Source organism: Glaciecola siphonariae, from assembly GCF_042652645.1.
Taxonomy (GTDB): domain Bacteria; phylum Pseudomonadota; class Gammaproteobacteria; order Enterobacterales; family Alteromonadaceae; genus Glaciecola; species Glaciecola siphonariae.
Genome location: NZ_JBHSGU010000029.1, coordinates 239,228 through 264,071, shown reverse-complemented (window position 1 = coordinate 264,071; position 24,844 = coordinate 239,228). Strand labels below are relative to the sequence as shown.

26 protein-coding genes and 1 other RNA gene are annotated in these 24,844 nt (G+C 45.8%); 12 read left to right on the top strand and 15 right to left on the bottom strand.

Annotated elements, in window-relative coordinates:
* Positions 1-10 precede the first annotated feature (10 nt).
* From ptsN to ACFO4O_RS17885, 9 genes are read right to left on the bottom strand one after another with little or no spacing between them, the layout of a single operon-like run.
* On the bottom strand, positions 11-454 hold the full coding sequence (gene ptsN / locus ACFO4O_RS17925; protein ID WP_382411054.1) for a PTS IIA-like nitrogen regulatory protein PtsN: 444 nt from the start codon (positions 452-454) through the stop codon (positions 11-13).
* A 13-nt stretch (positions 455-467) separates the two neighbouring features.
* Positions 468-755 carry a ribosome hibernation promoting factor gene (gene hpf / locus ACFO4O_RS17920; RefSeq protein WP_382411052.1) on the bottom strand — a complete coding sequence of 96 codons (288 nt, stop codon included), beginning with the start codon at positions 753-755 and terminating at the stop codon, positions 468-470.
* Positions 756-778: 23 nt separating this feature from the next.
* A complete protein-coding gene (locus tag ACFO4O_RS17915; RefSeq protein WP_382411050.1) occupies positions 779-2,281 on the bottom strand; it encodes an RNA polymerase factor sigma-54 in 1,503 nt (500 codons plus the stop codon).
* A 47-nt stretch (positions 2,282-2,328) separates the two neighbouring features.
* Positions 2,329-3,054: an LPS export ABC transporter ATP-binding protein gene (gene lptB, locus ACFO4O_RS17910; protein WP_382411048.1), complete on the bottom strand. Its 726-nt coding sequence runs from the start codon at positions 3,052-3,054 to the stop codon at positions 2,329-2,331.
* The gene (lptA, locus tag ACFO4O_RS17905; protein WP_382411046.1) at positions 3,051-3,641 is read right to left on the bottom strand and encodes a lipopolysaccharide transport periplasmic protein LptA; all 591 of its coding nucleotides are present in this window, start codon (positions 3,639-3,641) and stop codon (positions 3,051-3,053) included. The genes lptB and lptA overlap by 4 nt, the downstream gene beginning before the upstream one ends.
* Positions 3,610-4,170, bottom strand: coding sequence for an LPS export ABC transporter periplasmic protein LptC (gene lptC, locus ACFO4O_RS17900; RefSeq protein WP_382411044.1), 561 nt, complete (start codon positions 4,168-4,170; stop codon positions 3,610-3,612). The genes lptA and lptC overlap by 32 nt, the downstream gene beginning before the upstream one ends.
* Positions 4,167-4,721 (bottom strand): 3-deoxy-manno-octulosonate-8-phosphatase KdsC, encoded by a 555-nt coding sequence (gene kdsC / locus ACFO4O_RS17895; RefSeq protein ID WP_382411042.1) that lies wholly within the window; start codon positions 4,719-4,721, stop codon positions 4,167-4,169. Before kdsC ends, lptC begins: the two co-directional genes overlap by 4 nt.
* Positions 4,722-5,681, bottom strand: a complete 960-nt coding sequence (locus tag ACFO4O_RS17890) for a KpsF/GutQ family sugar-phosphate isomerase (RefSeq protein WP_382411040.1) — start codon at positions 5,679-5,681, stop codon at positions 4,722-4,724.
* Between the two features lie 2 nt (positions 5,682-5,683).
* Positions 5,684-6,640 (bottom strand): calcium/sodium antiporter, encoded by a 957-nt coding sequence (locus tag ACFO4O_RS17885; protein WP_382411038.1) that lies wholly within the window; start codon positions 6,638-6,640, stop codon positions 5,684-5,686.
* A gap of 327 nt (positions 6,641-6,967) precedes the next feature.
* Here ACFO4O_RS17885 and ACFO4O_RS17880 point away from each other — a divergent pair, with 327 nt between their 5' ends.
* The 7 genes from ACFO4O_RS17880 to murA are packed head-to-tail and all read left to right on the top strand — an operon-like array spanning position 6,968 to position 11,647.
* Positions 6,968-7,771 (top strand): ATP-binding cassette domain-containing protein, encoded by an 804-nt coding sequence (locus tag ACFO4O_RS17880; protein ID WP_382411036.1) that lies wholly within the window; start codon positions 6,968-6,970, stop codon positions 7,769-7,771.
* 2 nt (positions 7,772-7,773) lie between these two features.
* A complete protein-coding gene (gene mlaE, locus ACFO4O_RS17875) occupies positions 7,774-8,544 on the top strand; it encodes a lipid asymmetry maintenance ABC transporter permease subunit MlaE (RefSeq protein ID WP_382411133.1) in 771 nt (256 codons plus the stop codon).
* Between the two features lie 8 nt (positions 8,545-8,552).
* Complete coding sequence (mlaD, locus tag ACFO4O_RS17870; RefSeq protein WP_382411034.1) at positions 8,553-9,077, top strand: outer membrane lipid asymmetry maintenance protein MlaD; 525 nt, start codon at positions 8,553-8,555, stop codon at positions 9,075-9,077.
* 3 nt (positions 9,078-9,080) lie between these two features.
* Positions 9,081-9,800 (top strand): ABC transporter substrate-binding protein, encoded by a 720-nt coding sequence (locus ACFO4O_RS17865; RefSeq protein ID WP_382411032.1) that lies wholly within the window; start codon positions 9,081-9,083, stop codon positions 9,798-9,800.
* Positions 9,800-10,135 (top strand): STAS domain-containing protein, encoded by a 336-nt coding sequence (locus ACFO4O_RS17860; RefSeq protein WP_382411030.1) that lies wholly within the window; start codon positions 9,800-9,802, stop codon positions 10,133-10,135. Before ACFO4O_RS17865 ends, ACFO4O_RS17860 begins: the two co-directional genes overlap by 1 nt.
* Positions 10,122-10,373: a BolA family protein gene (locus ACFO4O_RS17855; RefSeq protein WP_382411028.1), complete on the top strand. Its 252-nt coding sequence runs from the start codon at positions 10,122-10,124 to the stop codon at positions 10,371-10,373. Before ACFO4O_RS17860 ends, ACFO4O_RS17855 begins: the two co-directional genes overlap by 14 nt.
* Positions 10,374-10,384: 11 nt before the next feature.
* Positions 10,385-11,647: a UDP-N-acetylglucosamine 1-carboxyvinyltransferase gene (gene murA, locus ACFO4O_RS17850; protein ID WP_382411026.1), complete on the top strand. Its 1,263-nt coding sequence runs from the start codon at positions 10,385-10,387 to the stop codon at positions 11,645-11,647.
* Between the two features lie 17 nt (positions 11,648-11,664).
* Here murA and ACFO4O_RS17845 read toward each other — a convergent pair whose 3' ends face one another.
* The 3 genes from ACFO4O_RS17845 to ACFO4O_RS17835 all read right to left on the bottom strand — a co-directional run bounded on the left by ACFO4O_RS17845 (position 11,665) and on the right by ACFO4O_RS17835 (position 14,785).
* Positions 11,665-12,750 carry a trypsin-like peptidase domain-containing protein gene (locus ACFO4O_RS17845; protein ID WP_382411024.1) on the bottom strand — a complete coding sequence of 362 codons (1,086 nt, stop codon included), beginning with the start codon at positions 12,748-12,750 and terminating at the stop codon, positions 11,665-11,667.
* Between the two features lie 158 nt (positions 12,751-12,908).
* Positions 12,909-14,270 (bottom strand): DegQ family serine endoprotease, encoded by a 1,362-nt coding sequence (locus ACFO4O_RS17840; protein ID WP_382411022.1) that lies wholly within the window; start codon positions 14,268-14,270, stop codon positions 12,909-12,911.
* A 71-nt stretch (positions 14,271-14,341) separates the two neighbouring features.
* Positions 14,342-14,785 (bottom strand): ZapG family protein, encoded by a 444-nt coding sequence (locus ACFO4O_RS17835; protein WP_382411020.1) that lies wholly within the window; start codon positions 14,783-14,785, stop codon positions 14,342-14,344.
* A gap of 146 nt (positions 14,786-14,931) precedes the next feature.
* Between ACFO4O_RS17835 and zapE the strand changes: the two genes are divergently transcribed.
* The 3 genes from zapE to rnpB all read left to right on the top strand — a co-directional run bounded on the left by zapE (position 14,932) and on the right by rnpB (position 17,539).
* On the top strand, positions 14,932-16,029 hold the full coding sequence (zapE, locus tag ACFO4O_RS17830; RefSeq protein WP_382411018.1) for a cell division protein ZapE: 1,098 nt from the start codon (positions 14,932-14,934) through the stop codon (positions 16,027-16,029).
* A 219-nt stretch (positions 16,030-16,248) separates the two neighbouring features.
* Positions 16,249-16,965, top strand: coding sequence for a YebC/PmpR family DNA-binding transcriptional regulator (locus ACFO4O_RS17825; protein WP_382411016.1), 717 nt, complete (start codon positions 16,249-16,251; stop codon positions 16,963-16,965).
* A gap of 202 nt (positions 16,966-17,167) precedes the next feature.
* Positions 17,168-17,539, top strand: an RNA gene (rnpB, locus tag ACFO4O_RS17820) — RNase P RNA component class A.
* Between the two features lie 113 nt (positions 17,540-17,652).
* Here rnpB and ACFO4O_RS17815 read toward each other — a convergent pair.
* The 3 genes from ACFO4O_RS17815 to ACFO4O_RS17805 are packed head-to-tail and all read right to left on the bottom strand — an operon-like array spanning position 17,653 to position 21,928.
* A complete protein-coding gene (locus ACFO4O_RS17815) occupies positions 17,653-19,059 on the bottom strand; it encodes a Gfo/Idh/MocA family oxidoreductase (RefSeq protein WP_382411014.1) in 1,407 nt (468 codons plus the stop codon).
* A 10-nt stretch (positions 19,060-19,069) separates the two neighbouring features.
* Positions 19,070-20,509: a 3-keto-disaccharide hydrolase gene (locus tag ACFO4O_RS17810; protein WP_382411012.1), complete on the bottom strand. Its 1,440-nt coding sequence runs from the start codon at positions 20,507-20,509 to the stop codon at positions 19,070-19,072.
* 54 nt (positions 20,510-20,563) lie between these two features.
* Entirely contained in the window at positions 20,564-21,928 is a 1,365-nt protein-coding gene (locus ACFO4O_RS17805) for a Gfo/Idh/MocA family protein (RefSeq protein ID WP_382411010.1), read from the bottom strand.
* Between the two features lie 163 nt (positions 21,929-22,091).
* On the opposite strand from ACFO4O_RS17805, the gene ACFO4O_RS17800 reads away from it, so the two are divergent.
* Both ACFO4O_RS17800 and ACFO4O_RS17795 read left to right on the top strand, forming a co-directional pair.
* Positions 22,092-23,537, top strand: coding sequence for a hypothetical protein (locus tag ACFO4O_RS17800; protein WP_382411008.1), 1,446 nt, complete (start codon positions 22,092-22,094; stop codon positions 23,535-23,537).
* A gap of 135 nt (positions 23,538-23,672) precedes the next feature.
* Entirely contained in the window at positions 23,673-24,758 is a 1,086-nt protein-coding gene (locus tag ACFO4O_RS17795) for a DUF2855 family protein (protein WP_382411006.1), read from the top strand.
* Positions 24,759-24,844 lie beyond the last annotated feature (86 nt).

Genomic DNA, 24,844 nt, shown 5'->3' with positions numbered 1-24,844 from the left:
AGGGGGTCGCTTATGCTAGTGCAGCGACGATTTCATTTTTATTTTCGGCTTTTCTTATCGCTTTTACAATGTCTTTGTCGCTTAGTTTCCGAGCAATGCCCGACAATGCTTTCAAATGCGTTTCGGCTTCGTCATTGGGAACTAGAATTGCAAAAAAGATATCGACCGGTTTATTGTCGATGGCGTCAAACTCTATCGGCTCGTCACTTGTCACAATGATTGCCATTATTTGACTGATCCCGTTCATACGTCCGTGGGGGATTGCAATACCATTGCCAATACCTGTACTGCCCATTTTTTCGCGATTGAGCAAGCTGGTCAGAACTTCATTTTGATCTAATTGAGGGTGCTGCTTAATAGCAATTTCGCTAATAACTTCAAAAATGCGTTTTTTGCTATGACACTCAACCGAACATTGAGTCCGGTCGAGTGAAATGATGTCAGAAATGATCATATAAGGGTATCAACTAGTGCCGTCTAAGCTTTTCTTTGTGCTTGATAACCTGTCGGTCAAGCTTATCTATCAGAGAGTCTATGGCAGCGTACATGTCGGTATGTTCGGCGTTTGCAAACACTTCGCCACCGTTTAAATGTAGCGTCGCTTCTGCTTTTTGGCTCAACTTTTCTACGTTTAAAATTACATGCACATTGTTTATGTGATCAAAATGCCTTTCGAGTTTTTCAAATTTGGTATCCACATAAGTGCGCAATGAATCGGTGATTTCTACATGATGACCGGTAAGGTTTATTTGCATAATGCTAGGTCCTCTTGTTGCGTCTAAATTAGACTCTTTCGTTGATTAGATGGAGGAATGTGTAACGATTCCCGATATTTTGCAATTGTTCGCCGAGCAACCTGAATACCTTGCTCGGCAAGCATTTGCGCAATTTTGCTATCGCTTAGCGGTTTGTTTGCCGGCTCTACAGCCACGAGCTTTTTGATCAGCGCGCGGATTGCAGTCGACGAACAGTTTTCACCAGATTCTGTCGCTACATGGCTAGAGAAGAAATACTTTAATTCAAAAATCCCACGAGGCGTGTGCATATACTTTTGCGTGGTCACCCTAGAAATAGTCGACTCATGCATATCAACCATTTCCGCCACGTCATTTAACACCATCGGGGTCATTTTCTCTGGCCCTTTTTCAAAGAATTCACGTTGCTTTGACACAATACAGTGAGACACTTTAAGCAAGGTCTCGTTGCGACTCTCCAAGCTCTTTATAAACCACTTTGCCTCTTGTAAATGTGACTTTATAAATTGTGAATCGTTCGGATTTTTAGAGGTTTTTCCAAAACTCGCATAGGTTTCATTTACCGATAGCGCCGGAAGAGCGTCATTGTTTAGCTCTACCGTCCACACGCCGTTTTTCTTGTATACGTTTACGTCAGGAATGACATATTCAGGCTCGCGGCTGGAAATAGCGGTGCCGGGGCGCGGATTGAGCGTTTTGAGTAGGCGCATTACTTCGCGCAGCTGATCTTCCTTCAGCTTGGTTTTGCGCATTAAGGTGCGATAGTCTTTGCTGCCTAATAAATCCGCGTGCTGTTTGATGAGCTCCTTAGCTTCATCTAGCCAAGGCGTGCTTTCGTCAAACTGCTTTAATTGAATAAGTAAGCACTCTTGCACAGAGCGCGCGCCTGCTCCCACAGGGTCAAACATTTGAATGCGCTTGAGAACGCATTCAACCTCATCGAGCTCAATTTCTTCGTCATCTAAACTATCTAAGATATCTTCACTGCTGGTGGTTAAATAGCCCGACTCATCTATCGAGTCAATAATGGCGATGGCAATGGAGCGGTCAGTTTCGGAAAAATGCGTCAGCTCCATTTGCCAGATTAAATGGTCTTGTATTGATTCAGAGGTTTCCCCTTGAAAGACAAAATCATCATCGGGATTGCTACCTACCATTTTCACAGGCGCTGAGCTTGACCCCAAATATTCTTCCCAAGAGCTGTCTAGGGGGAGATCGTCGGGTAAATCGCCTTTTTCTAATGCATCGTGACTATCGATGCCGTCACTGCCAGATAAGTCAGAGTCACTCTCGGCAGAATTAGAGGCGCCGTCAGCATTGTTTTTTTCGCTGGAATCGTTTTTGTCACCTGAATCTGCGTCGTTAAAATCTTGTTCGGTAAGCTCCAGCAAAGGATTAGACTCTAATGCTTCTTGAATCTCTTGTTGTAAATCCAGCGTAGATAGCTGCAGCAATTTGATGGCCTGCTGAAGCTGCGGGGTCATCGTTAGCTGTTGACTGAATTTCAGTTGTAACGAAGGTTTCATTTACTTCCTTTGCTTACGTTTAAGCCCTTTATACGCGTTAACGCAGACTAGAGTGCAAACTGTTCGCCCAAATATACATCGCGTACAGTCTGATTGGCTAAAATTTCATCTGCTGTGCCAGAGGCGATTAATTCGCCGTGGCTGACAATATAAGCTAACTCGCACACGTCTAACGTTTCTTTTACGTTGTGATCAGTGATTAATACGCCTATATCGCGTTCTTTGAGCTGATATATGATCTTCTTTATATCATTAACAGAAATTGGGTCAACACCTGCGAAGGGTTCGTCGAGTAAAATAAATTTTGGATTGGCGGCCAAAGCCCTCGCAATCTCTACTCTGCGGCGCTCACCGCCCGATAAACTCATACCCAAATTATTTCGGATGTGGTTGATGTTAAAATCGTCAAGCAGTTCGTCGGCTTTTTGCTCTTGTTGCGACCGGCTGAGTTCTTTACGCGTTTGCAAAATGGCAATCAAGTTTTCGTATACGGTAAGTTTACGAAAAATCGAGGCCTCTTGAGGCAGATAGCCTATACCCTCACGCGCACGCTCATGCATAGGCTGGAACGTAATGTCTTTTTGGTCAATGTGAATTTCGCCTTTATCTAGCGGCACTAAACCCACGATCATATAAAATGTGGTTGTTTTTCCTGCGCCGTTAGGTCCCAAGAGGCCTACAATCTGACCGGTCGATACTTCAATGCTGACATCACGTACAACTTGCCTTGATTTATACGACTTCGCGAGATGTCTTGCTTGTAGCTTACTCACTGCTGCACCTCGTCGTTTTCGGGCTTGGTTTGCGTATCATCTGCCGAGAATGCGCCGGGGCTAATCACAGTGCGCACACTTTCTGCGCTGTCATCGTTACTTGTTGCTAAGACTTGTTCTCGGGTCATATCAAATACAATCATATCGCCCGTCACTCGCATTTCATTTTGCATAATCAGCGCTTCGCCTTTGAGTGCGATGGTGCGAGGCTCCACCTCATAAATTATTTCAGTGGCTCTTGCTTCCACCCATGTGCCGTCTTCTTTGCGCTGCTTATAGCTTGCCGGGCTGCCCGTTGCGATAATAATTTCTTTACCGGTGCCGTCGGCTGCATTGACCTCTACCTTGTCGGCAAGGAGTTCTAGACTGCCTTGGCGAATGATTACATTTTCAGTAAATATTGAGGTTTTAGCGCGTCCGTCGATGGCCTGACTTTTCGAGTCGAGTGTAACCGGCATACTAAAGTCTGTTGAAACGTTTGATTCTATCGCTTCGGCGTTAGACTCTGTTTGAAAAGAGTGGGCTGACTCTGATGCAAGCACAAGCAGTAATATGCTAAGGCTTTGGATTAAACTGGGTCTGTACATGTTCTGATAACTCATATTGTTGCGTTGCAAGGTTGCCAAATAAACCAATGCTTCTCACTTGGTAATCAACACCACTTATATTAACTACTTGGTCAGACGACAGGGTTTTATTTTCTAAATTAATCTCAATAAATTCCGTGCTTATTTCTTTAATAAACTCATCGGTTTGTAGATTAACAATGCGTACGTTTTTCTCGAGCTGGATACGATTGTTGCTGTAAAGAGTGCCTTCATCGGCAGTCACGCGCCAGGGGTCGCCATTGTCTAAATACAGGGTGTAGACTGGATTATCAAAAACCGCAAATCCAAGTTCGTCATAGTGCTCCATTTTGGTCGCCGCGACCTGATGACTCAATTTCCCTTCAATGTCGTATAGCTTGCTGTTGAGGTTGATAGCTCTATAGTTTGGCACCAAGGGAGAATCATCTTCCATGGATTCAAGCGCTTTTTCCTCTTCAAACAAAATAGGCAGGTAAAGTAAAAATACTGCGGTAAATATAAAGGCAATGCTGTATCCAATGCGATTCACATGCTTGCTCCATGCGAGATGTTGAGTAAGCCTTTTGCTTGCAGGACCAAGTCACAGAATTCTCTGACCGCACCTCGGCCACCTTTTAGCTGAGTAATATGATTCGCCTGACGTTTTACGAAGGGATGAGCATCGCTGACAGCAACTTTAATCGCGCTTAGTTCAAACAAACCTAAGTCAGGCATGTCATCGCCGATACTCGCTACTTGCTCTGTGCTAAGTCCATGCTCATTCATTAGCTGTTTGAGTGCATCGTACTTGTTTTCTTCGCCCTGAATAATAAATTTTGCGTTCAACGCTTGCATACGCTTATGCACAATATCAGAGCTTCTGCCGGTAATAACTGCTATATCTACACCGCACTGCGCGAGTGCTTTCACGCCATAACCGTCTTTACTGTTAAACGCTTTTAGCTCTTCACCATGATTGCCGAGATATATAAATCCGTCTGAGAGTACGCCATCAACATCGAGGACCAAAAGCCTTATTGACTTGCAGGCATCGAACAAAGATGCGGGCACATGGCCATATAGTGTTTCAATGTTTTCCATCTACACGACTCCAGCTTTTAATAACATGTGCATATTCAGCGCACCCACAGCGTGCATATCGTCATCCACCACAACTAAGGCGGTGATGCGTTTTTCCTGCATTAAATTAAGCGCATTTACGGCTAAATCATCAGCAGATAGGGTTACGCCGTTTGCGGTCATTACGTCAACCACGCCCGTGGTATGAACATTAATTTGCTTATCTAGTGTGCGCCGCAAATCCCCGTCTGTATAGATACCGATTACCTTGTTTTGTTCAACAATCGCGGCAAATCCCATTCCCTTCGATGACATTTCTAGTAAGGTTTCACTCAAGCTCGCGTCACTGTTAACAAGCGGTATTTCAGAGCCAGTAACCATTATGTCATTCACGGTAAGTAGTAAGCGTTTACCTAATGCGCCGCCTGGGTGTGAAAACGCAAAATCTTCAGCGGTAAAGCCTTTGGCTTCGAGCAGCGCTATGGCCAGTGCATCTCCGAGTACGAGAGTGGCTGTTGTGCTTGTGGTTGGCGCTAAGCCTAACGAACATGCTTCTTGGTTCACATGCAGCAGAAGCGTCTTTGTGGCAAATTTGCTCAGACTGCTGTTCGGCTTATTGGTGATGGCGATAATCGGGATGTTGAGGCGTTTAACGGCGGGTAGTAAGCCAATCAGCTCGCCCGTCTCCCCCGAATTTGATATCGCAATAAGTATATCGTCTTTGCTGAGCATGCCAAAATCGCCGTGATTGGCTTCGCCCGGATGCATAAAAAATGCGGGGGTACCGGTGCTTGCAAGCGTAGCTGCTATTTTATTAGCAATGTGGCCCGACTTACCCATCCCAGATACAACCACCTTGCCTTTGCAGAGCTTAAGCAGTTCGCAGCTTTCAGTAAACTGCTCGTCTAGCATTGAATTGAGGTGTTTAAGCGCCTCAACCTGAATGGAAAAGGTGCGCTGAGCAGAGGATAAATAGCTCATAACTAGCTAAACAGCCACATTTGATAAGCAAGGAATGTAACGACAAACACGCCGCCTTCTAAGCGCGATATTCGCCGCGTTCCTCGAATGTTAAAACAAAAAATAAACAGCAAGACGCTCAAACCTAGCATCACCATTGCATCTCGACTGGCCGCATTTTCGTCTAATATTCCCGGGTGTATTAGCCCCGGCATTGCTAAAACGGCCAATAGATTAAAAATATTTGAACCGATAATATTGCCCAAGGCTAAATCATCTTCTCCCTTGAGTACGCCGGCAACGCTTGCTGCAAGTTCAGGTAAACTCGTACCAATGGCGATAATCGTAAGACCAATGACTAGTTCGCTAATGCCAAAATAGCGCGCAATATTCACCGCTGAGTCGACTAAAAAATTAGCGCTTAGCGGCAGCAAAATAATCCCAACGACGACCCAGAAAATCGCCGTAGATGTGGCAACATCTTTAGGTATTTCAGTTTCGGTTTCTTTCAAAATAGGGTCGTTTTTATCAACCGTGAAAGACAATACCGCCATTCCTGCTATTACCAGCACAAATAAGGTCATCAGCACGATGCCTTCTATGCGAGATAAATAACTATCATCAATAAAGTATACCGCTAATAAGGTAACCAGAAGCATGACCGGTAGTTCGCGCTTGAGCGTGGTTGAAGACACCATTAAAGGTTTGATGAGTGCGGTGATGCCAAGTACTAATGCGATGTTGGTAATGTTAGAGCCAAGCGCATTACCTACCGCGGTATCTACATTGCCTGCAAGTGAAGCGGTGGCAGATACGACAATTTCTGGCGCAGAGGAACCCATAGCCACAATGGTGAGACCAATCATCATTGGTGATATACCAATGTTTTTAGCGAGAGCAGATGCGCCGTACACAAAACGGTCTGCGCTCCAGCTCAGTACCACTAATCCAATAACAAAAATAATTATATTTATTAGCACAAAATTCTTCAGGTCAAAGCCGACGATTTCAATGTCACAAATTGTAACGTTTTAGTATAAATAAATCACATTTATATGCTTCGAAATAAGCTATAACTACAAAATGTATCTTTATTTGTGTTTTATACGGCAGCTACGCTTGAAAAAGGCTAAAATGATATTACTTTGACCAGCCTGACTGAACGATTGCTCAAAACCAATGCCAAAGCGGATGTATGCAAGGTAGTTGATATTACTTAAAATTAATGATCATTAGCGCTTGCACAGCGGTATTTTAAACACACAGGGAACTTACATGTTGTTTGCAACATGATAAAAGACAATGTAATGCCACAAGACATCATCAAAATAGATAATATGAATTTCAGTCGCGCAGACCGCGTGATTTACGAAGGCATATCACTGTCGGTAAAGCGCGGCAGCATCACCGCTATCATGGGCCCTAGCGGCATTGGTAAAACTACGCTGTTAAAAATAATTGGCGGGCAGTTAAGGCCATCTGCCGGCAAGGTGATGTTTGAGGGCGAAGATGTTCACGGCATCAGACGTAACCAGCTATATGTATTGCGCCGGAAAATGAGTATGTTATTCCAAAGTGGCGCACTATTTACAAACATGTCGGTGTTCGACAATGTCGCCTTTCCCTTACGTGAGCACACCGAGTTAGACGAAGATATCATCCGCACCATTGTGATGCTAAAACTCGAAGCCGTGGGGCTTCGCGGGGCAGCTAATCTGCAGCCGAGTGAGCTCTCCGGTGGTATGGCGCGCCGTGCTGCGTTGGCGCGGGCCATTGCGCTTGACCCTGACTTGATTATGTATGACGAACCCTTTGCTGGCCAAGACCCAATCTCTATGGGTGTTTTAGTATCCTTAATTAAGGCCCTCAGCAAAGCGCTCAACGTGACATCGTTAGTCGTCACTCACGATGTGAGCGAAGTACTCACTATCGCTGATTACGTGTATATCATGGCTAATAAAAAGATCATTGGACATGGCACTCCTGCACAAATTAAAGATTCAGATTCTCCACTGGTACAGCAATTTTTAAACGGTACGGCAGACGGTCCAGTGCCTTTCCATTTTCCTTCCGACGACCTTGAAACAAGCTTTTTGGGGAGTCAAGAATGAATATGATTCAAAAGTTAGGCCGCTCTACGATAGACAAGCTCGCTGCCGTTGGTGCATCGAGCGTCATGCTGTTTGGCGCTTTATTCGCCTTACCTAAATGGAAAAATGTAGGCTTAACCATCCAACAAATGCACGTAGTAGGTGTGCAGTCATTGCTCATTATTTTGGTGTCGGGTTTGTTCATTGGCATGGTTATGGCTTTACAAGGTTACACGATATTGGTCAATTACGGCGCTGAGGGCAGCTTAGGTCCCATGGTTGCGTTGTCTATTTTGCGTGAACTTGGTCCTGTGGTTACCGCGCTCTTGTTTGCCGGGCGTGCGGGAAGCGCACTGACCGCTGAGATTGGCCTGATGAAAGCAACAGAGCAGCTTAGTTCACTAGAGATGATGGCCGTTGACCCTCAACGCCGCGTGATAGCGCCGCGGTTTTGGGCGGGTGTGATAAGCATGCCGATGCTCGCGTTAATTTTTTCGGCTGTGGGTATTTTAGGCGGTCATATTGTTGGCGTAGACTGGTTGGGCGTTGATGCAGGCAGCTATTGGTCGATTATGCAGTCGACTGTTGAATGGAATAAAGATGTTGTTAACGGCATCATTAAGAGTTTTGTTTTTGGTTTGGTGGTGGTTTGGATAGCGCTTTATAAAGGCTATTCCTGCGTTCCAACCTCCGAAGGGATCAGCAAAGCGACCACCGAGACAGTGGTGTTTTCGTCGCTTTCAATATTGGGTTTAGACTTTGTTCTGACCGCATTAATGTTTGGCATTAGCTAGGAAAATCAATGATAAGCAAACGAACAGAATTAACGGTAGGCTTTTTTGTCGCGCTAGCAATCGCAGCGACTTTGTTGCTCGCGCTGCGTGTTGCAAACCAAGGTATGGCTGGTAGCGGCGATACCTACAAGCTGCATGCGCGCTTCGATAACATCGGCGGGCTTAAGCCACGTTCATCGGTAAAAGTAGGCGGCGTTGTAGTGGGTCGGGTATCGCGTATTTATTTGAATGAACAAGATTTAATTCCTATGGTAGAACTAGAAATCGGCGAGGAATATCGACAAACATTTCCAGACACAAGCAGTCTTTCAATCTTGACATCTGGCCTGCTCGGTGAGCAATTCATTGGCTTGCAACCAGGCTTCATATTTCCAGAAGACTTAGAAATGATTGAAGAAGATAAAGTGTGCGAAACAGCGCCATACAAAGATTGCCCATATTTAACTGAGGGCGAAGAAATTCTCGATACCAAGTCAGCCTTGGTGTTAGAAGATTTAATAGGACAATTTTTATTCAATCAGGGGAATGAATAATTCATGAGACGCGTTAATATTTTAAAAACAATTGTACGATTTATTGGGATATCGACTGCCCTGATTGCGCTGGCAATGTCTGTGCAGGCACAAGATGCCGCCACCGACACAGTAATAGAGGTTGATAGAACCGACCCTTATTTAATGGTTCAAGAGGTGGCGAGCAAAACCTTCGCACGCATTAAACGAGAGCAGGCTCAAATTCAGCAAGACCCTGAAGTGCTTCGCACGATCATGGAAGAGGAACTGCTTCCGTATATCGACTATCGCTTTTCAGCATATAAAGTACTGGGCAAGTATGCCCGCGGTGTTGAGAAAAAAGACTTGCTTGAGTTTATTACAGTATTTCGGCAGTACCTTATTACCAGTTACGCAGTTGCCATGGGATATTACGACAATCAGGTGGTCGAGTTTGATCCTGTGCGCGATTATTCTGACCGCAGCGACGTAACCGTGCGAGCGGTTATTAAAGACGGCAGCCGCCCAGACATCAAAGTCGCATTTAAAGTGCGCAAAGACCGCAAGGGTGACGAATGGCAAGCATACGACATGATAGCGGAGGGAATTTCTCTTTTATCCAGCAAGCAAAGCGAATTTGAAGCAATTTTGCGTCGCGATGGGATTCAAGAGGTCATTTCTCAAATGCGCGCAAGTATTAATCAACCTATTACGCTGAATAACGATCAAGCAGAGTCGAACGATTCTGATGCGGCGACGCAATAGTGAAATTGTCTGTCTCGAGCACTAGCGATGCTAGCATCATAAAGGTTGCGGGTGAACTTGACCGCGACACGCTGAAGCACAATCTATGGACGAGCATAGACGGCAACTTAAAAAAAGAAATTTTAAAGAACACTAAAACAAACATAGATTTAAGCGAAGTGGGGCGTGCCGACACTGCAGGCTTGGCTTGGGTACTGAATGCTGTGCGTGATATTCGTCAGCAGGGCGTAACCGTTACCGTGAGCAAGGTGCCTAAAAAGTTAATGGAGCTCGCTGCGCTGAGTAATGCCGATCAACTTTTAGTAAAAAATGAGAGTAGTAATGACCCACGATGAAATTGTTGAGAAGATAAAGTCCGCAACCGGACTACAAGAGGTTTTTGTAAAAAGTGAAGGAAGTCACTTTCAAGTGATTGCTGTAGACGATAAGTTTGATGAGATGACGCGAGTGAAACGTCAACAATTCGTGTCTTCACCCTTGTCTGAACAGATAGCAGATGGCACTATTCACGCATTAACTATTAAAACGTTTTCTCAAGCTCAATGGCAACGAGAGAAACTATTTCACCAATAAAAAGGACAGTTGTGGATAAACTGCTTATCAAAAAAAGCCCTCCTCTAAAAGGCACGGTTAAAATTTCAGGCGCAAAAAACGCAGCGCTACCGGTGTTGATATCCAGTTTACTTGCGGACTCGGCATGCACCTTCACAAATGTTCCTAACCTTCGTGACATCAAAACGACACTATTGCTGCTCAAAGACCTTGGCGCAACCACAAACCAAACGGCGAGCGATACCGTTGAAATTGACGCTTGTAAATTAGACAGCGTTACAGCGTCTTATGAGCTTGTGCGAACAATGCGTGCATCGATTTTAGTGCTTGGTCCACTGTTAGCTAAACACGGACGAGCCAATGTTTCATTGCCAGGTGGCTGCGCCATCGGCGCACGACCGGTAAATTTGCATTTAAACGGTCTTGAAAAGATGGGCGCGAAAATCGACGTTGAAGAAGGGTATATCCGCGCATCAGTAAACGGTCGCCTTAAAGGCGCACGTATTTTCATGGATATGGTCAGTGTTGGCGCCACCGAAAATCTTATGATGGCCGCGTCCTTAGCCGAAGGCACCACGGTGATTGAAAATGCGGCTCGAGAGCCTGAAATTGTTGACCTTGCCAATTGCTTAAATGCAATGGGCGCTAAGGTTAGTGGGGCGGGTACCGATAATGTCACGATTGTTGGTGTGGAATCTTTGCAGGGCTGTCAGTACAGCATTTTGCCAGATCGAATTGAAACGGGCACTTTTTTAGTTGCCGCAGCGCTCTCCAGAGGCAGTATTCGTTGTGAGAATGCCGCTCCGCATACGCTCGATGCAGTTTTGAGCAAGTTGGAGCAGTGTGGTGCCTCTGTAACCGTAGGCGAGGATTGGATAGAGCTAGACATGCATGGCAAGCAGCCTAAAGCCGTATCGCTTAAAACGATGCCTCACCCCGGCTTCCCAACCGACATGCAGGCGCAGTTTGTTACCTTAAATGCAGTTGCCCAGGGCTCTGGTGTGATTACCGAAACCATCTTTGAGAATCGTTTTATGCACGTGCCAGAATTGCAGCGCATGGGCGCGCACATCGATTTAGAGGGGAACAGTGCAGTCACGCCTGGCTCGTCTAGCTTGCGCGGTGCACAAGTCATGGCGACGGATTTACGTGCATCTGCGAGTTTGGTTATTGCAGGTTTAATTGCCGAAGGACAAACTACGGTCAATAGAATTTATCACCTTGACCGTGGATATGAAAATATTGAAGCGAAGCTAAGTAACCTAGGCGCAAACATCGAGCGTGTTGCTGAGTAATTGAAGTATCTTTAAGCTTAGCCCCTAGCAATCATCTGGGGCTTAAGCTCTCCTACCACCACAACCATTGAAATAGTTCTATCGTTACGGCTCACCACTAAGGTAATTTCAGAACCGGGCTGCGTTTCTGCAATCATATCAAGCGTCTTGGCGGCGCTTTCGACTTCTACGCCATTTACAGACAGCAGTACATCATTTACTTGCAGCCCTGCCTGATCTGCAGGAGAGTCAGTCATGACTGAGTCAACTACAATGCCTTGAGCCCCGCCAATTTCTTTACCAGAGAATCCAAGTTGTCCACGAGTGACTTTGCCGTTGGTGATGATTTCGTCCATCACGCGGCGCGCCAGCGTGTAAGGAACCGCGAAGTTAACGCCATCTACGCTTGTTACGCGCCGGCGATTATCAAGGGTTTTAAAGTTTGCATTTGTTATGCCCACCAAGTATCCATTGCTGTCAACCAAGGCGCCGCCTGAATTACCTTGATTAAGCACGGCGTCGGTTTGAACAAAATCGAAGAAATTTGAAAAACCATTGCGCCCGGTACGGCTGACAATTCCCGATGTAATAGTCTGTCCAAGGTCAAGTGGATTTCCAATTGCCATTACTACATCGCCCACTCGAAGATCGGGCTCTTCCATTTGTGGCATTACGTGTAAGTCTTCTGCAAAAACCTTAAGCACGGCTAAATCGGTAATTTCATCAAAGCCTATGAGTTGAGCTTGTAATAAGCGACTGTCTTGCAGCGCTACATATATGCTGTCGGCATTCTTGATCACGTGATAACAGGTCATTAAATAGCCGTCTTCGCTCATGATGACACCCGAACCTAGCGACGTGCGTTCATACGCTCTGTTTCGAAAAATTCGATTGCTGTTTTCTAGGCTTATGCTGTAAATATTCACTACAGCAGGTGCGCTTTGCTCGAGTGCGTCGTAATAGCTGATGCGAGGGGGGATACTTTGGTTGGGTTTGAAAAAGTTTAAATTTAAGCCAGAGCCTTGGCGAAATTCTGGAAAGAACACAAGCAAGATAACGGCCACGACAATGCCCAACATTATCGGTTTTATCAGTGCAATCAAGATTCGGCTAAATAAAGACATATATTCCATACAAGCAAGACAAGTGTTTTGATCATAGCAAATCTGACGTCATTGTCATTGACCGAATGCATTAAAGAACGTGTTTTATCTTGCACAAAGCAAAAAGCCGCTCAAAGAGCGGCCCTTCAGTGCCGACAAAACAGCAGGCAACACCCCGTTTAGCGGATAATCACAAATAAATTGCTATTGCCGCGCTGCACGTTAAGCGCTATTACGCCTTTTGCCTGTTCAATGCTTTCACTAAGCTGCGTTACACTGTTAATGCGCTTGCGGTTAACCCCCACAATTACATCGTCGGGGCGCAGTCCTATGCGAGCGGCTGGAGAGCCTTCGGTAACTTCGGGCACTTCTACCGCAGCGTTTCCTGCACGGTCATTACCCGTAACAAAAGTGGCGCCTTCAAGCGCTGGATGCATCTCTTCCGCTGCAGCTACCATGCTTTCAGCGGCATCTAGCACAACTTCCACGGTTTGTTTGTCGCCGTTTCGAATAATGGTAAGTTCTACCTCGGCACCGGCGCCCAAGCTTGCGATTTTAGCTCGCAGTTCGTTAAAGCTATGAAGCTCATTGCCATTTATTGCGGTAATAATATCACCAGACTGTATGCCGGCTTTCTCGGCAGCAGAGTCTTCCGCTACCTCGTTAACAAATGCCCCTTTGTTAGCAGGTGAGTTAAGTGCTTCGGCAAGCCCAGCATCAACATCGTTTCCTAAAATACCAAGAAGGCCTCTTCGCACCTCGCCAAATTCTACAATTTGGTCTACCAAGCTTTTCATCATATTACTCGGAATAGCGAAGCCGATACCGACATTGCCGCCGTTAGGGCCAAAAATAGCGGTGTTAATGCCAACTAATTCGCCTCTTAGATTTACCAGCGCGCCACCCGAGTTACCGCGATTTATCGCAGCATCTGTTTGTATGAAATCCTCATAGCCACCAATGTTTAACCCAGAGCGGCCTAAGGCGCTGACAATGCCCGAAGTAACCGTTTGGCTGAGGCCGAAGGGGTTACCAATGGCCACTACGAAATCACCCACAAGGAGTTTGTCAGAGTTTGCCAATTTGACCTCAACTAAGTTCTCGGGGTCTATTTTAAGAAGGGCTATATCGCTTTGTGCGTCGGCACCTAGTTTCTCAGCTTCAAACTCTCGTCCGTCGGTTAACTTAACTTTGATTTTGTCTGCGTTGTCGACAACATGATTGTTTGTTACGACTAAGCCTTCTTCAGCATCGATGATTACGCCCGAGCCTAATCCGCGAAACGGGCGCTCTTGTGGGGCTTGTTGTGGATTACCAAAAAAATAACGGAACATTTCAGGTACTTGTTGACGTGAGGTCTGAGTACCTTCAACGGCGATGCTAACTATTGCGGGGGTGGTTTGCTCAAGCATGGGCGCAAGCGAGGGCAGCTTATCGTCCTGCGAGAAAAACGGAATGCCGGCAACAGCGGTAGATGCGGTGGTAAACACGAATAGAGCGGCGGTGATGCCAACAAAACTGCGGCGTATCAATTGCTTCATGTATCTTATTACTCCTAAATTCAAATACCTTGTACAGACTCGAATTTTGGGGCAATAGTTCAGATTACAAGTTATTTATTTAGCGTTTTGTTTTCTGCTACATTGCCTACAAACAAACCAGAGCCGTTATTTGCGAAATCACGCGGCGGGGCATCGCCCACATTGATTCTATCGTTCGACGCTTTCACTGATTTATTGTTACGTAAGAAAACGCTAGCGTGTTCACCAAAGAAGCTCACTTTGTCGTTTTCTTCACTGCCAACCTGTAAAGAACTTTCATACTGCTGCAGATTATTGGTGAGTTGTTCTAATCGAAGCTGGATAGCTTCAATCGATTCTTTGCTAGATGAAATGTGATGATGAGCCTGTTCAGCCAAAATAGTTTTGAGTTCTTTTTCGGAGCGGCTGAGATTCGCGCCTTTTTTGTTTGCGCGTATAGAAGCCCATTGCCATGCGATGATAAACCCAATGACTACGCCAATAAGTGCACCAACAACGATACTGATAAGGTCCATAATTTACTCTGCTTTAAAGCTTCTAATGCATAGATCATTCAACATTCATGGTCTTCATGCAAGGCTTTATTGCGTAAAAATTGGGTAAGCCTGTATAATCTTGCGCCATTACTCGCTTTACACAACGCTTAGGTTTACGCAACAGCATGACGCCATGGGAAAAGTACCAAGAAGATTTAACGCTGATTGAGTTTCAGTATGACCCAGCACAGGAAAACGCGGTTAAAGAGCTCCAGCGTCTATACGACGAGCTGTTAAAGCCACAGCAAAAAGTGAAGTGGCGGGTTAAGCTTGCTCAAAAATTTGGTAAGGGCATGACGAAGCCGAGCATTCAGGGTATTTATTTCTACGGCGGTGTGGGGCGAGGCAAAACTTATCTGGTAGACACATTCTACGATTGTCTGCCCTTTGAAAATAAAATGAGAGTACATTTTCATCGGTTTATGCAGCGGGTTCATAAAGAGCTCAAGCTGTTAGGCGGTCAATCTGACCCTTTGAAAACCATTGCAAAGAAAATTGCCAGCGAAACTCGTATAATTTGTTTCGATGAGTTTTTTGTATCAGATATTACCGACGCAATGATTTTAGGCACGCTCATGCAAGAGCTCTTTTCGCGAGGCATTGTATTGGTGGCAACGTCGAACATCGTGCCCGATGAGCTTTATAAAAACGGCCTGCAGCGCGCACGATTTTTACCTGCAATTGAACTGATTAATGAAAATACTCGTGTTATAAACGTTGATAGCGGTCACGATTATCGTTTACGCACCCTTGAGCGCGCCGAAATTTATCACTATCCCTTAGACAGTGACGCTCAGAAAAATCTTAACCGCTACTTTGATCAACTTGCCGCAGAAAAAGGCGAGAGCGATACTTTTGTAGAAATTGAAGGGCGTCATATTCCGGCTCTCAGAAAGGCAGAAGGCGTTATCATGTTTGAATTTAGAGCGCTATGCGACGGACCTCGCAGCCAATCAGACTATATTCAGTTAAGTCATGAGTACAACAGTGTGTTGGTGGCTAATGTGGAGCAAATGAGCGCAAATGTAGACGATATTGCCCGGCGTTTTATTGCCATGGTCGATGAGTTTTATGAGCGACGTGTAAAGCTCATTATGTCGTCGGAAGTGCCCCTAGAAAAACTGTATAGCGAAGGGCGTTTGAGCTTTGAATTCCAGCGTTGTTTGAGCCGCTTACAAGAGATGCAGTCGCGCAGTTATTTGGCTCAGCAGCACCTGGCGTAAGCATACTCTAGCGATACCCTAAGGTAACAGAACTGTGTCTTTTGGTTTTATCTTTTGAATTTTAGCTGATTTTATCTTTTGGATTTTATCTTTAGTACACTGCCATCTGTGCTTTGTTTGGCAAGATGTGTGCTTACTCATTACAAAGAAATCCTGTACAATATCGGCCATTCATAAAGGCATACGTGTCGGGTATAAATAATACAATAAGAGCATATTATGGGAAGAAAGTTTGAAGTAAGAAAAGTCGCAATGGCCAAAACAGCGGCGCAAAAAACAAAGGTGTATTCAAAATACGGCAAAGAAATATACGTTGTTGCAAAAGCGGGCGGCCCCGACCCGGTGGCAAACCTTTCGCTCAAGCGCCTGATTGAAAAGGCTAAAAAAGACCAAGTCCCTGCGCATGTTATCGACAAAGCCATTGATAAAGCCGCTGGCGGCGGCGGTGAAGATTTTGCACCGGCTCGCTACGAAGGTTTTGGACCAGGCGGTTGCATGGTCATTGTAGACTGCTTAACCGATAACGTTAATCGCACCATCACCGATGTGCGTAACTGCTTTACAAAAACCGACAGTAAATTGGGTGCGCAAAATTCATCGGCGTTCATGTTCGACCATCTAGCTATATTTGGCTTTAAAGGCGATGACGACGAGGTTGTGCTTGAAGCTTTAATGGAAGCAGATGTTGATATTCACGATGTGGAAGTAGAAGACGGTCAAGTAACCGTTTTAGTGCCGCACACCGAATTCTACAAGGCTAAAACCGCGCTTCAAGATGCGTTTGACGGCATTGAGTTTGAGGTAGAAGAGATTAGCTGGGTGCCGCAGGATACCAAAGATATAAGCGAAGACGACATGCCTATGTTTGAAAAATTCATGGATATGCTGGAAGACTGCGAAGATGTGCAAAATATTTATCATAATGCGAACGTTTAAGCTTACGTCTTCATAGCTGGGTATTTTTATATGCCGTACGTAACACACTTTGTTAATACTTACATAAAATAAATCTAAATCATCTGAAAAATACCCTACTCACACTAGGGTATTTTTTTTGCGCTGAGTTTACGCGTTTGTATCGCTTGGCATGCTGGTTTTTCGTATTCGCTATTTTTTGAAGATGCTTTATACTGCGCCCAGAGTCAGCCAGGCAGTCGCCGCTTTAGTTTGTGTAAGCAAGCTCTAGGGGAGGAAAGTCCGGGCTCCATAGGGTAGGGTGCCAGATAACGTCTGGGCGGCGTGAGCCGACGACAAGTGCAGCAGAGAGGAGACCGCCTAATTGTAAAATTAGGTAAGGGTGAAAGGGTGCGGTAAGAGCGCACCGCGTTTCTGGTAACAGTAAACGGCAAGGTAAACTCCACCCGGAGCAAGACCAAATAGGTTCCCGTATGGCGCGACCCGCGTTGGGAACGGGTAGGTTGCTTGAGCCAGTGAGCGATTGCTGGCCTAGACGAATGATTGCCATTCTTGCAAAAGAACACAGAACCCGGCTTATCGGCTGACTCTACTTTTCAATAAAAAGCCCTCGGTGCTGATGATAGGCACCGAGGGCATTTTCGTCTTGTTGCTCATTTGCATCTTAACTTTAGCGCGATTGCAGCGCTATGGTATCTACGTATCTGCCTACACTTTCATTTCCCAGCCAGGCTCATAGTCTCTCGACCAGTATTTCATCGCCTCAGGGTCGTTTAAAATGCGCCCATTGCTTGGGTCTATATTGAGCGAGCGTTTTACTGCCTGTGAATAATTTCCTAAATGGCAGAGCTGGTTAGAAATTATTCCTTCTGTGATTGGCGCTCTGAGTGCTTCACCGGTGCGAATAGCCGCAACAAAGTTGTTCATATGTTGGTTGTCTAAAAATCCAGCGCCAATGGTGTTAGTAGTAGCCGACTCGCCTTCTTCTTTCATATCTTTGATGATTTCGCGCTCAAGGTTGTAGGCGGTATAGCCATTTCGGTCGAGCAAGATAGTTCCCATTGTGCCGTGCAGAGTAAGTCCGCGCCCGCGGTCGTAATGATTAAAGCCATTGCAACTGCGACCTTCCCAGCAGAGCATCTTGCCATCGTCATATTCGTAGTTGACCACTTGGGTATCATAAAACTGCCATGCATCATCAAAATGAAAGCGCCCGCCACTGGAGCTTACGCGGTTTGGATAGGTCAAACCCATCGCCCAGCGGGCAATATCGAGTTCGTGTGTGGCGTTGTTGTTTATCTCGCCGGTGCCGTATTGCCAAAACCAATGCCAGTTATAGTGTACATAAATATCTTTAAACGATTCTCGCGGTGCAGGCCCCTGCCATAAATCCCAATTTAACCATTCAGGCACAGGTGACTCTTTCGCCTGACCAATCGATGCGCGATTGTTGCTATACCATGCTTTGGCATAATAGACCTTATCGATAATCCCCTGAGCAATGTCTTTAACCGCCTGTATTGAGGTTTGTGCAGACCGTTGCTGAGTACCCACCTGAATAAGGGGTTTATACTTTTGCTGAGCTTGCAGCAACATTTCGCCCTCAGCGGGATTATGACTGCACGGCTTTTCTAAATACGCGTGTTTACCGGCCTGCAACGCTAAAAGGGCCATAGGCGCGTGCCAATGCTCTGGGGTGGCAATGAGCACAGTATCAACGTCTTTTTGTGCTAATACTTCGCGATAGTCTTCGATTAAGCGAGCCGGTGAGCCTGTATCATGAACGAGCATATCGTTGGCTTTTTGCATCGCCCGAGAATCAACATCGCAAATAACATTGACCTCAGCATTCGGCGCAAGCGCGGCAGCTTTCATAAGCGCTTGTCCGCGACCATTTACCCCTATTACAGCGCTGTGCATGCGTTCATTCGCGCCAATCACACGAGCATAGCTTTTGGCAGATAACCCAAGTGATGCCATACCCATTGATATTCCTGCAGCGACGGCCGCACTGCCTTTTATAAACTGGCGTCGGTCGTTGCTTTTTTGCTCTGTAATGTCGACAGATTGTGTATGCTCGTTAGTTAAATCATTCATAGCCTTTGAATCACGCATAGCCTCACCCCTAAAATTCACGAATTTTGATGTTTTTAAAGTGCACTTCATTTCCGTGGTCTTGAAGCAGAATATGCCCTTGTGCAAGACGACCAAAATTAGGCCAGTCTTTATACTTGCTGTAGGCCACCAGTGCGGTAAAAAGCTGAGAGTCTCGGTCAAATTCCACCATTTTAATGCCGTTTAGCCAGTGCTCAATTTGACCTTGGTTTACCACAATACGCGCTCTATTCCAGTTGCCCGGTCCGCGTACGTAGCGCTCCTTAGCGCTTGCCGTATCGGTAAGGTTTTCTGCGGTTATCAAATCATATAAAGATGCCATCGTGCGATTACCGGCTACGCCATTTTTGGCATCGGGATGACGCTGGTCGTCTAGAATTTGAAACTCTAGACCAATAGCAGAGCCAGGACCTTTATTAAGCTCGGGGTCAACAAAATACTTAATACCGCTATTGGCGCCTTCAGTAATTTTAAAATCGACTATCAGCTCAAAGTTACTGAATTTATCGGTAGTGATAATATCGCCAGGCCCGGTAGATTCCCCTCCATCGGTAGCTTCTACACGCAGCACGCCGTCTTCGATTGTCCAGCCGCTTGTTGGAAAGTCATTTAATTTAGCACCCATCCAACCTTCACTAGACTTGCCGTCAAATAACAATCGGAAGCCTTTACGCTTTTCATAATCGGTGAGCTGATTGTCAAGATAGCTGATTTCTCTCACTTGAGGGTCATCAGCCCATTGGTGCTTATCAAGGTCCTCAGTCATGATACGAATATTGCGCCAGCGAAATTTGCCGTCCACTTTTGAGCCTCGCCAAACGCTATGAATTTGCAAACCAATAAAACCGCTGCTGGTTGCGTCGTCTACCAAACGCGTGACTTGCTGGCCATTGAGCCATGTTTTAATACTGTGTCCAATCGCTTCTACCCGAATGGTATTCCAGCCGCCGCGAATAAACGCATCGCGTGAGGGTTGATGTGCTACCGGATAAATCCAGCCGCGGCGCTGCTCATCATATATGCCACCGGTAAAGGCGCGATCGCTAGTGTCGGTCTCGACCTGATAACCAAAGACTTTGCCGTCGCGATAATCTGGGTCGATATTGCTCCTGATTTGCACGCCAGAATTGACCCCATTATCTACCCAGATGTCGTATTCAAGGATGAAATCGTCGAATGTTTGCGTGGTGCGTAAAAAAGTGTTGGGTGTATCGGCAATGGATGTGCCAACGATCATGTCGTCAATCACCTCAAAAGGTGCATCTCCGTTTACCTTTTCCCAGCCCTCGAGATCCTTTCCGTTAAATAAAGGCGTCCAGTTACCTTCGCTATGACTGTCAGCAAGTGCTGCATAACTGTTCACAGAAATAAATGCGGCTACAGCAAAAAAAGCACAGCGCGCAAAATACGCACTCAAGCTTCGGGATGGAGTGTTTTGTCGCTTTTCCATATGGTGTGTCATCTCCTGAGAAGTCGTTAAATAAAATGTTTTAAGGCAGTGTGTTTAAACAAAATCATAGTCTTTGCGCCAATGTTGGGTGTTACCGCTGTCCATGGCATCAAGCGCCATTTGCACGACCACCGCGGTTTGAGCGCCAGATTTGAGTGAAGATATGGGCTGTTTTTGTTCAACAATCGCGTCTCTGAAGGCAGCGAGCGCATACGCGGTGGAGTCTTGTCCGTCGGCATCAATAGCTACGCCTTTTTGTTGCTGCCAAGCTTTCATGGTGGCCCCCGACACGCCATCTACCACGGCACCTGCTAGGTCTTCTGGTCGAGTTTCACTGTAAACATAGGCTTTGTCGTCGTACATCACGATGCTGCCTTTGTCACCTAACAAGGTCATGCGTCGATGGTCTTTAGTGTTGCTGGTAAGCGAGGTGTAAGAGGCTTTGAGGCCGGTGTCATACTCGGTAAGTATATTCACATTGTCATACGTTTCTCTGCCGTCTTTCCAATAGTCGATTCCGCCCATGCCCATTACACGTGTGGGGTGGCTGTCGGTAATCCAATTTACAAAATCGATTTGATGCGAACATAATTCTGCCGCTAGGCCACCAGAATACTCCCTATACATCCGCCAGTTAATTTGGCGTTCTAGAGCAGGGTCGGGGACAGTTCTTCTCCAATTATTGTTTCGGTTCCACTGGCTTTCTATTTTAATGACCTTGCCTAAATAGCCATCACGCACGTAGTTGCGAACCTGCTGGACGAGTGGAGAGTTCCGATGCTGGTGTCCGGTTTGAAAAATAACCCCTGAAGAACTTACCGCTTTTGCCAGTTCGCGCGTTTCATCAATGCCATAAGACAGTGTTTTTTCACAATAAATAGCTTTGCCTGCCTGTGCAGCCGCTTTGGCCATATTCGCATGCATCGAAAATGGACTTGCAATCACCACCGCATCAATGCCTTTATCATCGAGAAGCTGTCGAAAGTCTGTATATGACTTATATCCTTCGTGTTTTATGTACGCTTTTGCAGCTTGCAATCTAAAATCAAGGGTGTCGCAAATCGCGCTAACCTTCATACCTGGGACATCGTTCAGTACGGACGCAATGCCAGCCCCTCGACTGCCCACGCCAATAATGCCGATATTTAGCTGTGGCCCCGCGTATGCGCCCTCGGTACTGCTCGCGCTCTCATTGCCCGATTGCGCAGAAAACGCTGAAGCGAGCGCTGAGCTAAGTGGCAAGGTAGTTGCGATTGCGCCAGTGGCAGCGGCCGATTTTAAAAAATTGCGTCGTTTATTTTGGATTGATGCATTATCTGAACGATCGCCTAATCGATCACCTGAACGATCGCCTGATGGATTCCAAGGTGAATTAAAGCCAGCGTGCGATGCGAAATTGCTTTTAGTTGTGCGAGTCATATTTACAGCTTCCTCGTGTTAGTAAACGAGAGTTTGTTAATTATTTGTTATCATGCCCCAAAAGAACTGAAAACGCGCCTTTTATATGGTTAATTAACGGTTGACTAACATAGAGTTAACATGCATTCTTTGTTAACTGCAAAAGGGTAAATAACTGTATTTAATGAAAATTTTGAGCGATGAGCAAAAGTCATTTGTTGAGCGGGAATGCACTCGTATTCTCGCAAGCGATGCGTTTGTGCGCTCCCCGATGCTGAGCAAACTACTGGCATTTTTAAGAGACTGTACGCTCAAAAACCATCAGCCAAAAGAGATCACCATTGGTATTGAGGTGTTTAACAAACCCTCAAGTTTTGATCCAAGCGAAGATGCCTTTGTACGCGTGTACATACACAAATTGCGCTCCCGCATGGCAGCGTTTTATGAAAACAGCGCATCGCAAAATGACGGCGTACAAGATAATGCCAGCTCTAAAACTACTTTGATTATTCCAAAAGGCAGTTATCAGCTCATGCCGTACGAGGTAGTTGAGGCCGAGCCAACAACAGAGTCTGGTCAGAATGCTAATAAATCGCGAATTACCCAGCACGCGTATATTGCCTTTGTATTAAGTGCGTGCATGCTAATCGCAGCGCTTGTGTTTGTATTTACGCCCATAGGGCAGCAAATTGAGGACGCCGCTTCAAGCGATGCCTCAAGCGCTAGAACACGCGAGCTTGCGCTTCAAAATCAGCTAAGCGATACGCCAAAACTCGCTAAGTTTTGGTCAGGTTTTATGGCAAATGATTTTCCCACATATATCGTGTTGGGCGACCTTTTTATGTTTGAGTACTCGCTCGGCCCGAATAACGATGAGGTTACGACCACGGAAGATAGCCAATCTAGTGCGCCAATAAACACGCTAATGCGCAATTATGACGTGAACTCACAGCAAGACTTCGAACAGTGGCAAGCAGACAATCCGCAATACGCATCGCGCGTTGCGCCAAGTGCGAATCGTTTTTTGATGCAGTCGTCGGCCTATACCTTGATTTCACTGCATGATGTCATGAGCGACGCTGGCAAAGTTGTAAAAATCACAACCCTTTCAGATGTTGATGCCAAAGACATCAGAGATGCAAACTTTGTATATGTTGGCATGATTAAGAGCATGGGTTTTTTACGCACCTATTTTGAACAAAGCCAGTTTAGCTGCGAGAACAACTGCAAGAATACCTTGAGCACCGATACCGGCTACTCGTTTGTGGGGGAGGGACAGCAAAGTCAAGAACATACCGATTATGCGGTGGTAGCAAAGACTACTCGAGATAACGGCGCGGTATCTTTGTTTTTGGCAGGCTTTTCAGACACCGGCATCATGCAGGCGGTGCGCACAGTTACCGACGACGCAGAGCTTGCCAATACGCAAGCGCAATTTACACACATAATAGATGTTGCTGCATCAGCGCCGCTGAGCAGTGATATTAGCCTTTTGTTTGAAGCAAAGGGTTTTGACTATGCCGATTACGCCGCCAAGCTGATTATGGTCAATTCGCAGATGGCAAACGAGATAAAGGCCAACCCCGAAAGCATGTCTGGAAATGAATTAGACGTTAGAAGTCGACCCTAGAAGTAGACTCGAAATAGGCGGCGTAATCGCAAAATATTAAGCGTTTGCATGTACATGCTGATACAAAATAAAAGATGACGTACAAGCGCTAACAACATTCGTGCTTAGCACCCAATTTATTATGGAGACAAGGCCATGCTCAACCTTACTCAGATTCAAGTTAAAAAAGATGATTTGGCAAGTGCAAAGATTCATATGGCTACTATGGATATTGAGAATTTGGCGCCAGACGAAATTGTATTGTCGACAGATAGCTTTGGGTTTTCTGCCAACAATATTACCTATGCAGCGCTGGGCGAGACTATGGGCTATTGGGGGTTTTTCCCTGCAGATGAAGGTTACGGCATTGTTCCGGTTTGGGGCTTTGCTACGGTATCGCACTCAAACCACAGCGAGATAGCAGTGGGCGAAAAGGTCTTTGGTTATTTGCCGATGGCGAGTCATTTGCTTGTGAGGGCTCACAAAGTGAGTCAATACGGATTTTCTGATGGGCATCCCGAGCGCAAGAGCATCAGCTCTGTGTATGACAGCTATGTATACTGCAAACAAGACCCTGGTTACAACGCTAAACGAGAGCCGTGGCAACTCAATTTTAGACCCTTGTTTATGACGTCGTTTGTACTCGACGAGTTTGTCGGTCAGCAATTAGACCATGAGAGCTTACTGCTAAGCTCCGCTTCAAGTAAAACAGCCTTTGGTACCGCATTTTTGTTACAAGCTAATAAAGCGATTCGTAAGCATGCTTATGAGGTTATTGGCCTAACGTCTGCGTCAAATAAAGCGCTGGTTGAGTCTCTTGGCTGTTACGATAAAGTATATACCTACGACGAGCTGAATAAATTACCGAATAAATCGAGTTGGCTACTAGATTTTGCCGCAAACGGCAGCGTGATTTCTAATATTCAATCAAGCTTAGGCGATGACTTGAAAAAGGTAACGCTCATTGGCGCCACCGACTGGCAGGCGCAAGTAAAACCGAATAAAAAAGCCTTGAAAGCCGAAATATTTTTTGCCCCTAGCGTGGTAAAAAGCTTACATCAAGATTGGGGGCAAGGGGTGTTTTTAGAGAAGTATGCGCAAGCGTGGAAACACGTTGCAAGTGCCCTTGAGAATACCATGCATGAACAGGTCATGACGGGCGAACAGGCCATCATTGATTTGTATTTACAAACCTTGCAAGGAAAAGCCGATACAAAAGCTCTAAATGTGCTTTCTTTTTAAGCAATAAACGTATTTTAACTGTGCTTTTTTAAGATGCTAGTTCGAGGCTTTAACAGGCTTTAGAGCACAGTTTAAGCGCATATTGC

Bases quoted from the DNA above. Each gene is read 5' to 3' on its own strand.
- lptA (WP_382411046.1), bottom strand. From the start codon at position 3,641: ATGTACAGACCCAGTTTAATCCAAAGCCTTAGCATATTACTGCTTGTG.
- ACFO4O_RS17915 (WP_382411050.1), bottom strand. From the start codon at position 2,281: ATGAAACCTTCGTTACAACTGAAATTCAGTCAACAGCTAACGATGACC.
- hpf (WP_382411052.1), bottom strand. From the start codon at position 755: ATGCAAATAAACCTTACCGGTCATCATGTAGAAATCACCGATTCATTG.
- ptsN (WP_382411054.1), bottom strand. From the start codon at position 454: ATGATCATTTCTGACATCATTTCACTCGACCGGACTCAATGTTCGGTT.
- mlaD (WP_382411034.1), top strand. From the start codon at position 8,553: ATGATAAGCAAACGAACAGAATTAACGGTAGGCTTTTTTGTCGCGCTA.
- ACFO4O_RS17835 (WP_382411020.1), bottom strand. From the start codon at position 14,785: ATGGACCTTATCAGTATCGTTGTTGGTGCACTTATTGGCGTAGTCATT.
- zapE (WP_382411018.1), top strand. From the start codon at position 14,932: ATGACGCCATGGGAAAAGTACCAAGAAGATTTAACGCTGATTGAGTTT.
- ACFO4O_RS17865 (WP_382411032.1), top strand. From the start codon at position 9,081: ATGAGACGCGTTAATATTTTAAAAACAATTGTACGATTTATTGGGATA.
- ACFO4O_RS17855 (WP_382411028.1), top strand. From the start codon at position 10,122: ATGACCCACGATGAAATTGTTGAGAAGATAAAGTCCGCAACCGGACTA.
- ACFO4O_RS17825 (WP_382411016.1), top strand. From the start codon at position 16,249: ATGGGAAGAAAGTTTGAAGTAAGAAAAGTCGCAATGGCCAAAACAGCG.
- mlaE (WP_382411133.1), top strand. From the start codon at position 7,774: ATGATTCAAAAGTTAGGCCGCTCTACGATAGACAAGCTCGCTGCCGTT.
- ACFO4O_RS17805 (WP_382411010.1), bottom strand. From the start codon at position 21,928: ATGACTCGCACAACTAAAAGCAATTTCGCATCGCACGCTGGCTTTAAT.
- ACFO4O_RS17840 (WP_382411022.1), bottom strand. From the start codon at position 14,270: ATGAAGCAATTGATACGCCGCAGTTTTGTTGGCATCACCGCCGCTCTA.
- ACFO4O_RS17800 (WP_382411008.1), top strand. From the start codon at position 22,092: ATGAAAATTTTGAGCGATGAGCAAAAGTCATTTGTTGAGCGGGAATGC.
- ACFO4O_RS17810 (WP_382411012.1), bottom strand. From the start codon at position 20,509: ATGGAAAAGCGACAAAACACTCCATCCCGAAGCTTGAGTGCGTATTTT.
- ACFO4O_RS17890 (WP_382411040.1), bottom strand. From the start codon at position 5,681: ATGAGCTATTTATCCTCTGCTCAGCGCACCTTTTCCATTCAGGTTGAG.
- ACFO4O_RS17845 (WP_382411024.1), bottom strand. From the start codon at position 12,750: ATGTCTTTATTTAGCCGAATCTTGATTGCACTGATAAAACCGATAATG.
- ACFO4O_RS17880 (WP_382411036.1), top strand. From the start codon at position 6,968: ATGCCACAAGACATCATCAAAATAGATAATATGAATTTCAGTCGCGCA.
- kdsC (WP_382411042.1), bottom strand. From the start codon at position 4,721: ATGGAAAACATTGAAACACTATATGGCCATGTGCCCGCATCTTTGTTC.
- ACFO4O_RS17795 (WP_382411006.1), top strand. From the start codon at position 23,673: ATGCTCAACCTTACTCAGATTCAAGTTAAAAAAGATGATTTGGCAAGT.
- ACFO4O_RS17815 (WP_382411014.1), bottom strand. From the start codon at position 19,059: ATGCGTGATTCAAAGGCTATGAATGATTTAACTAACGAGCATACACAA.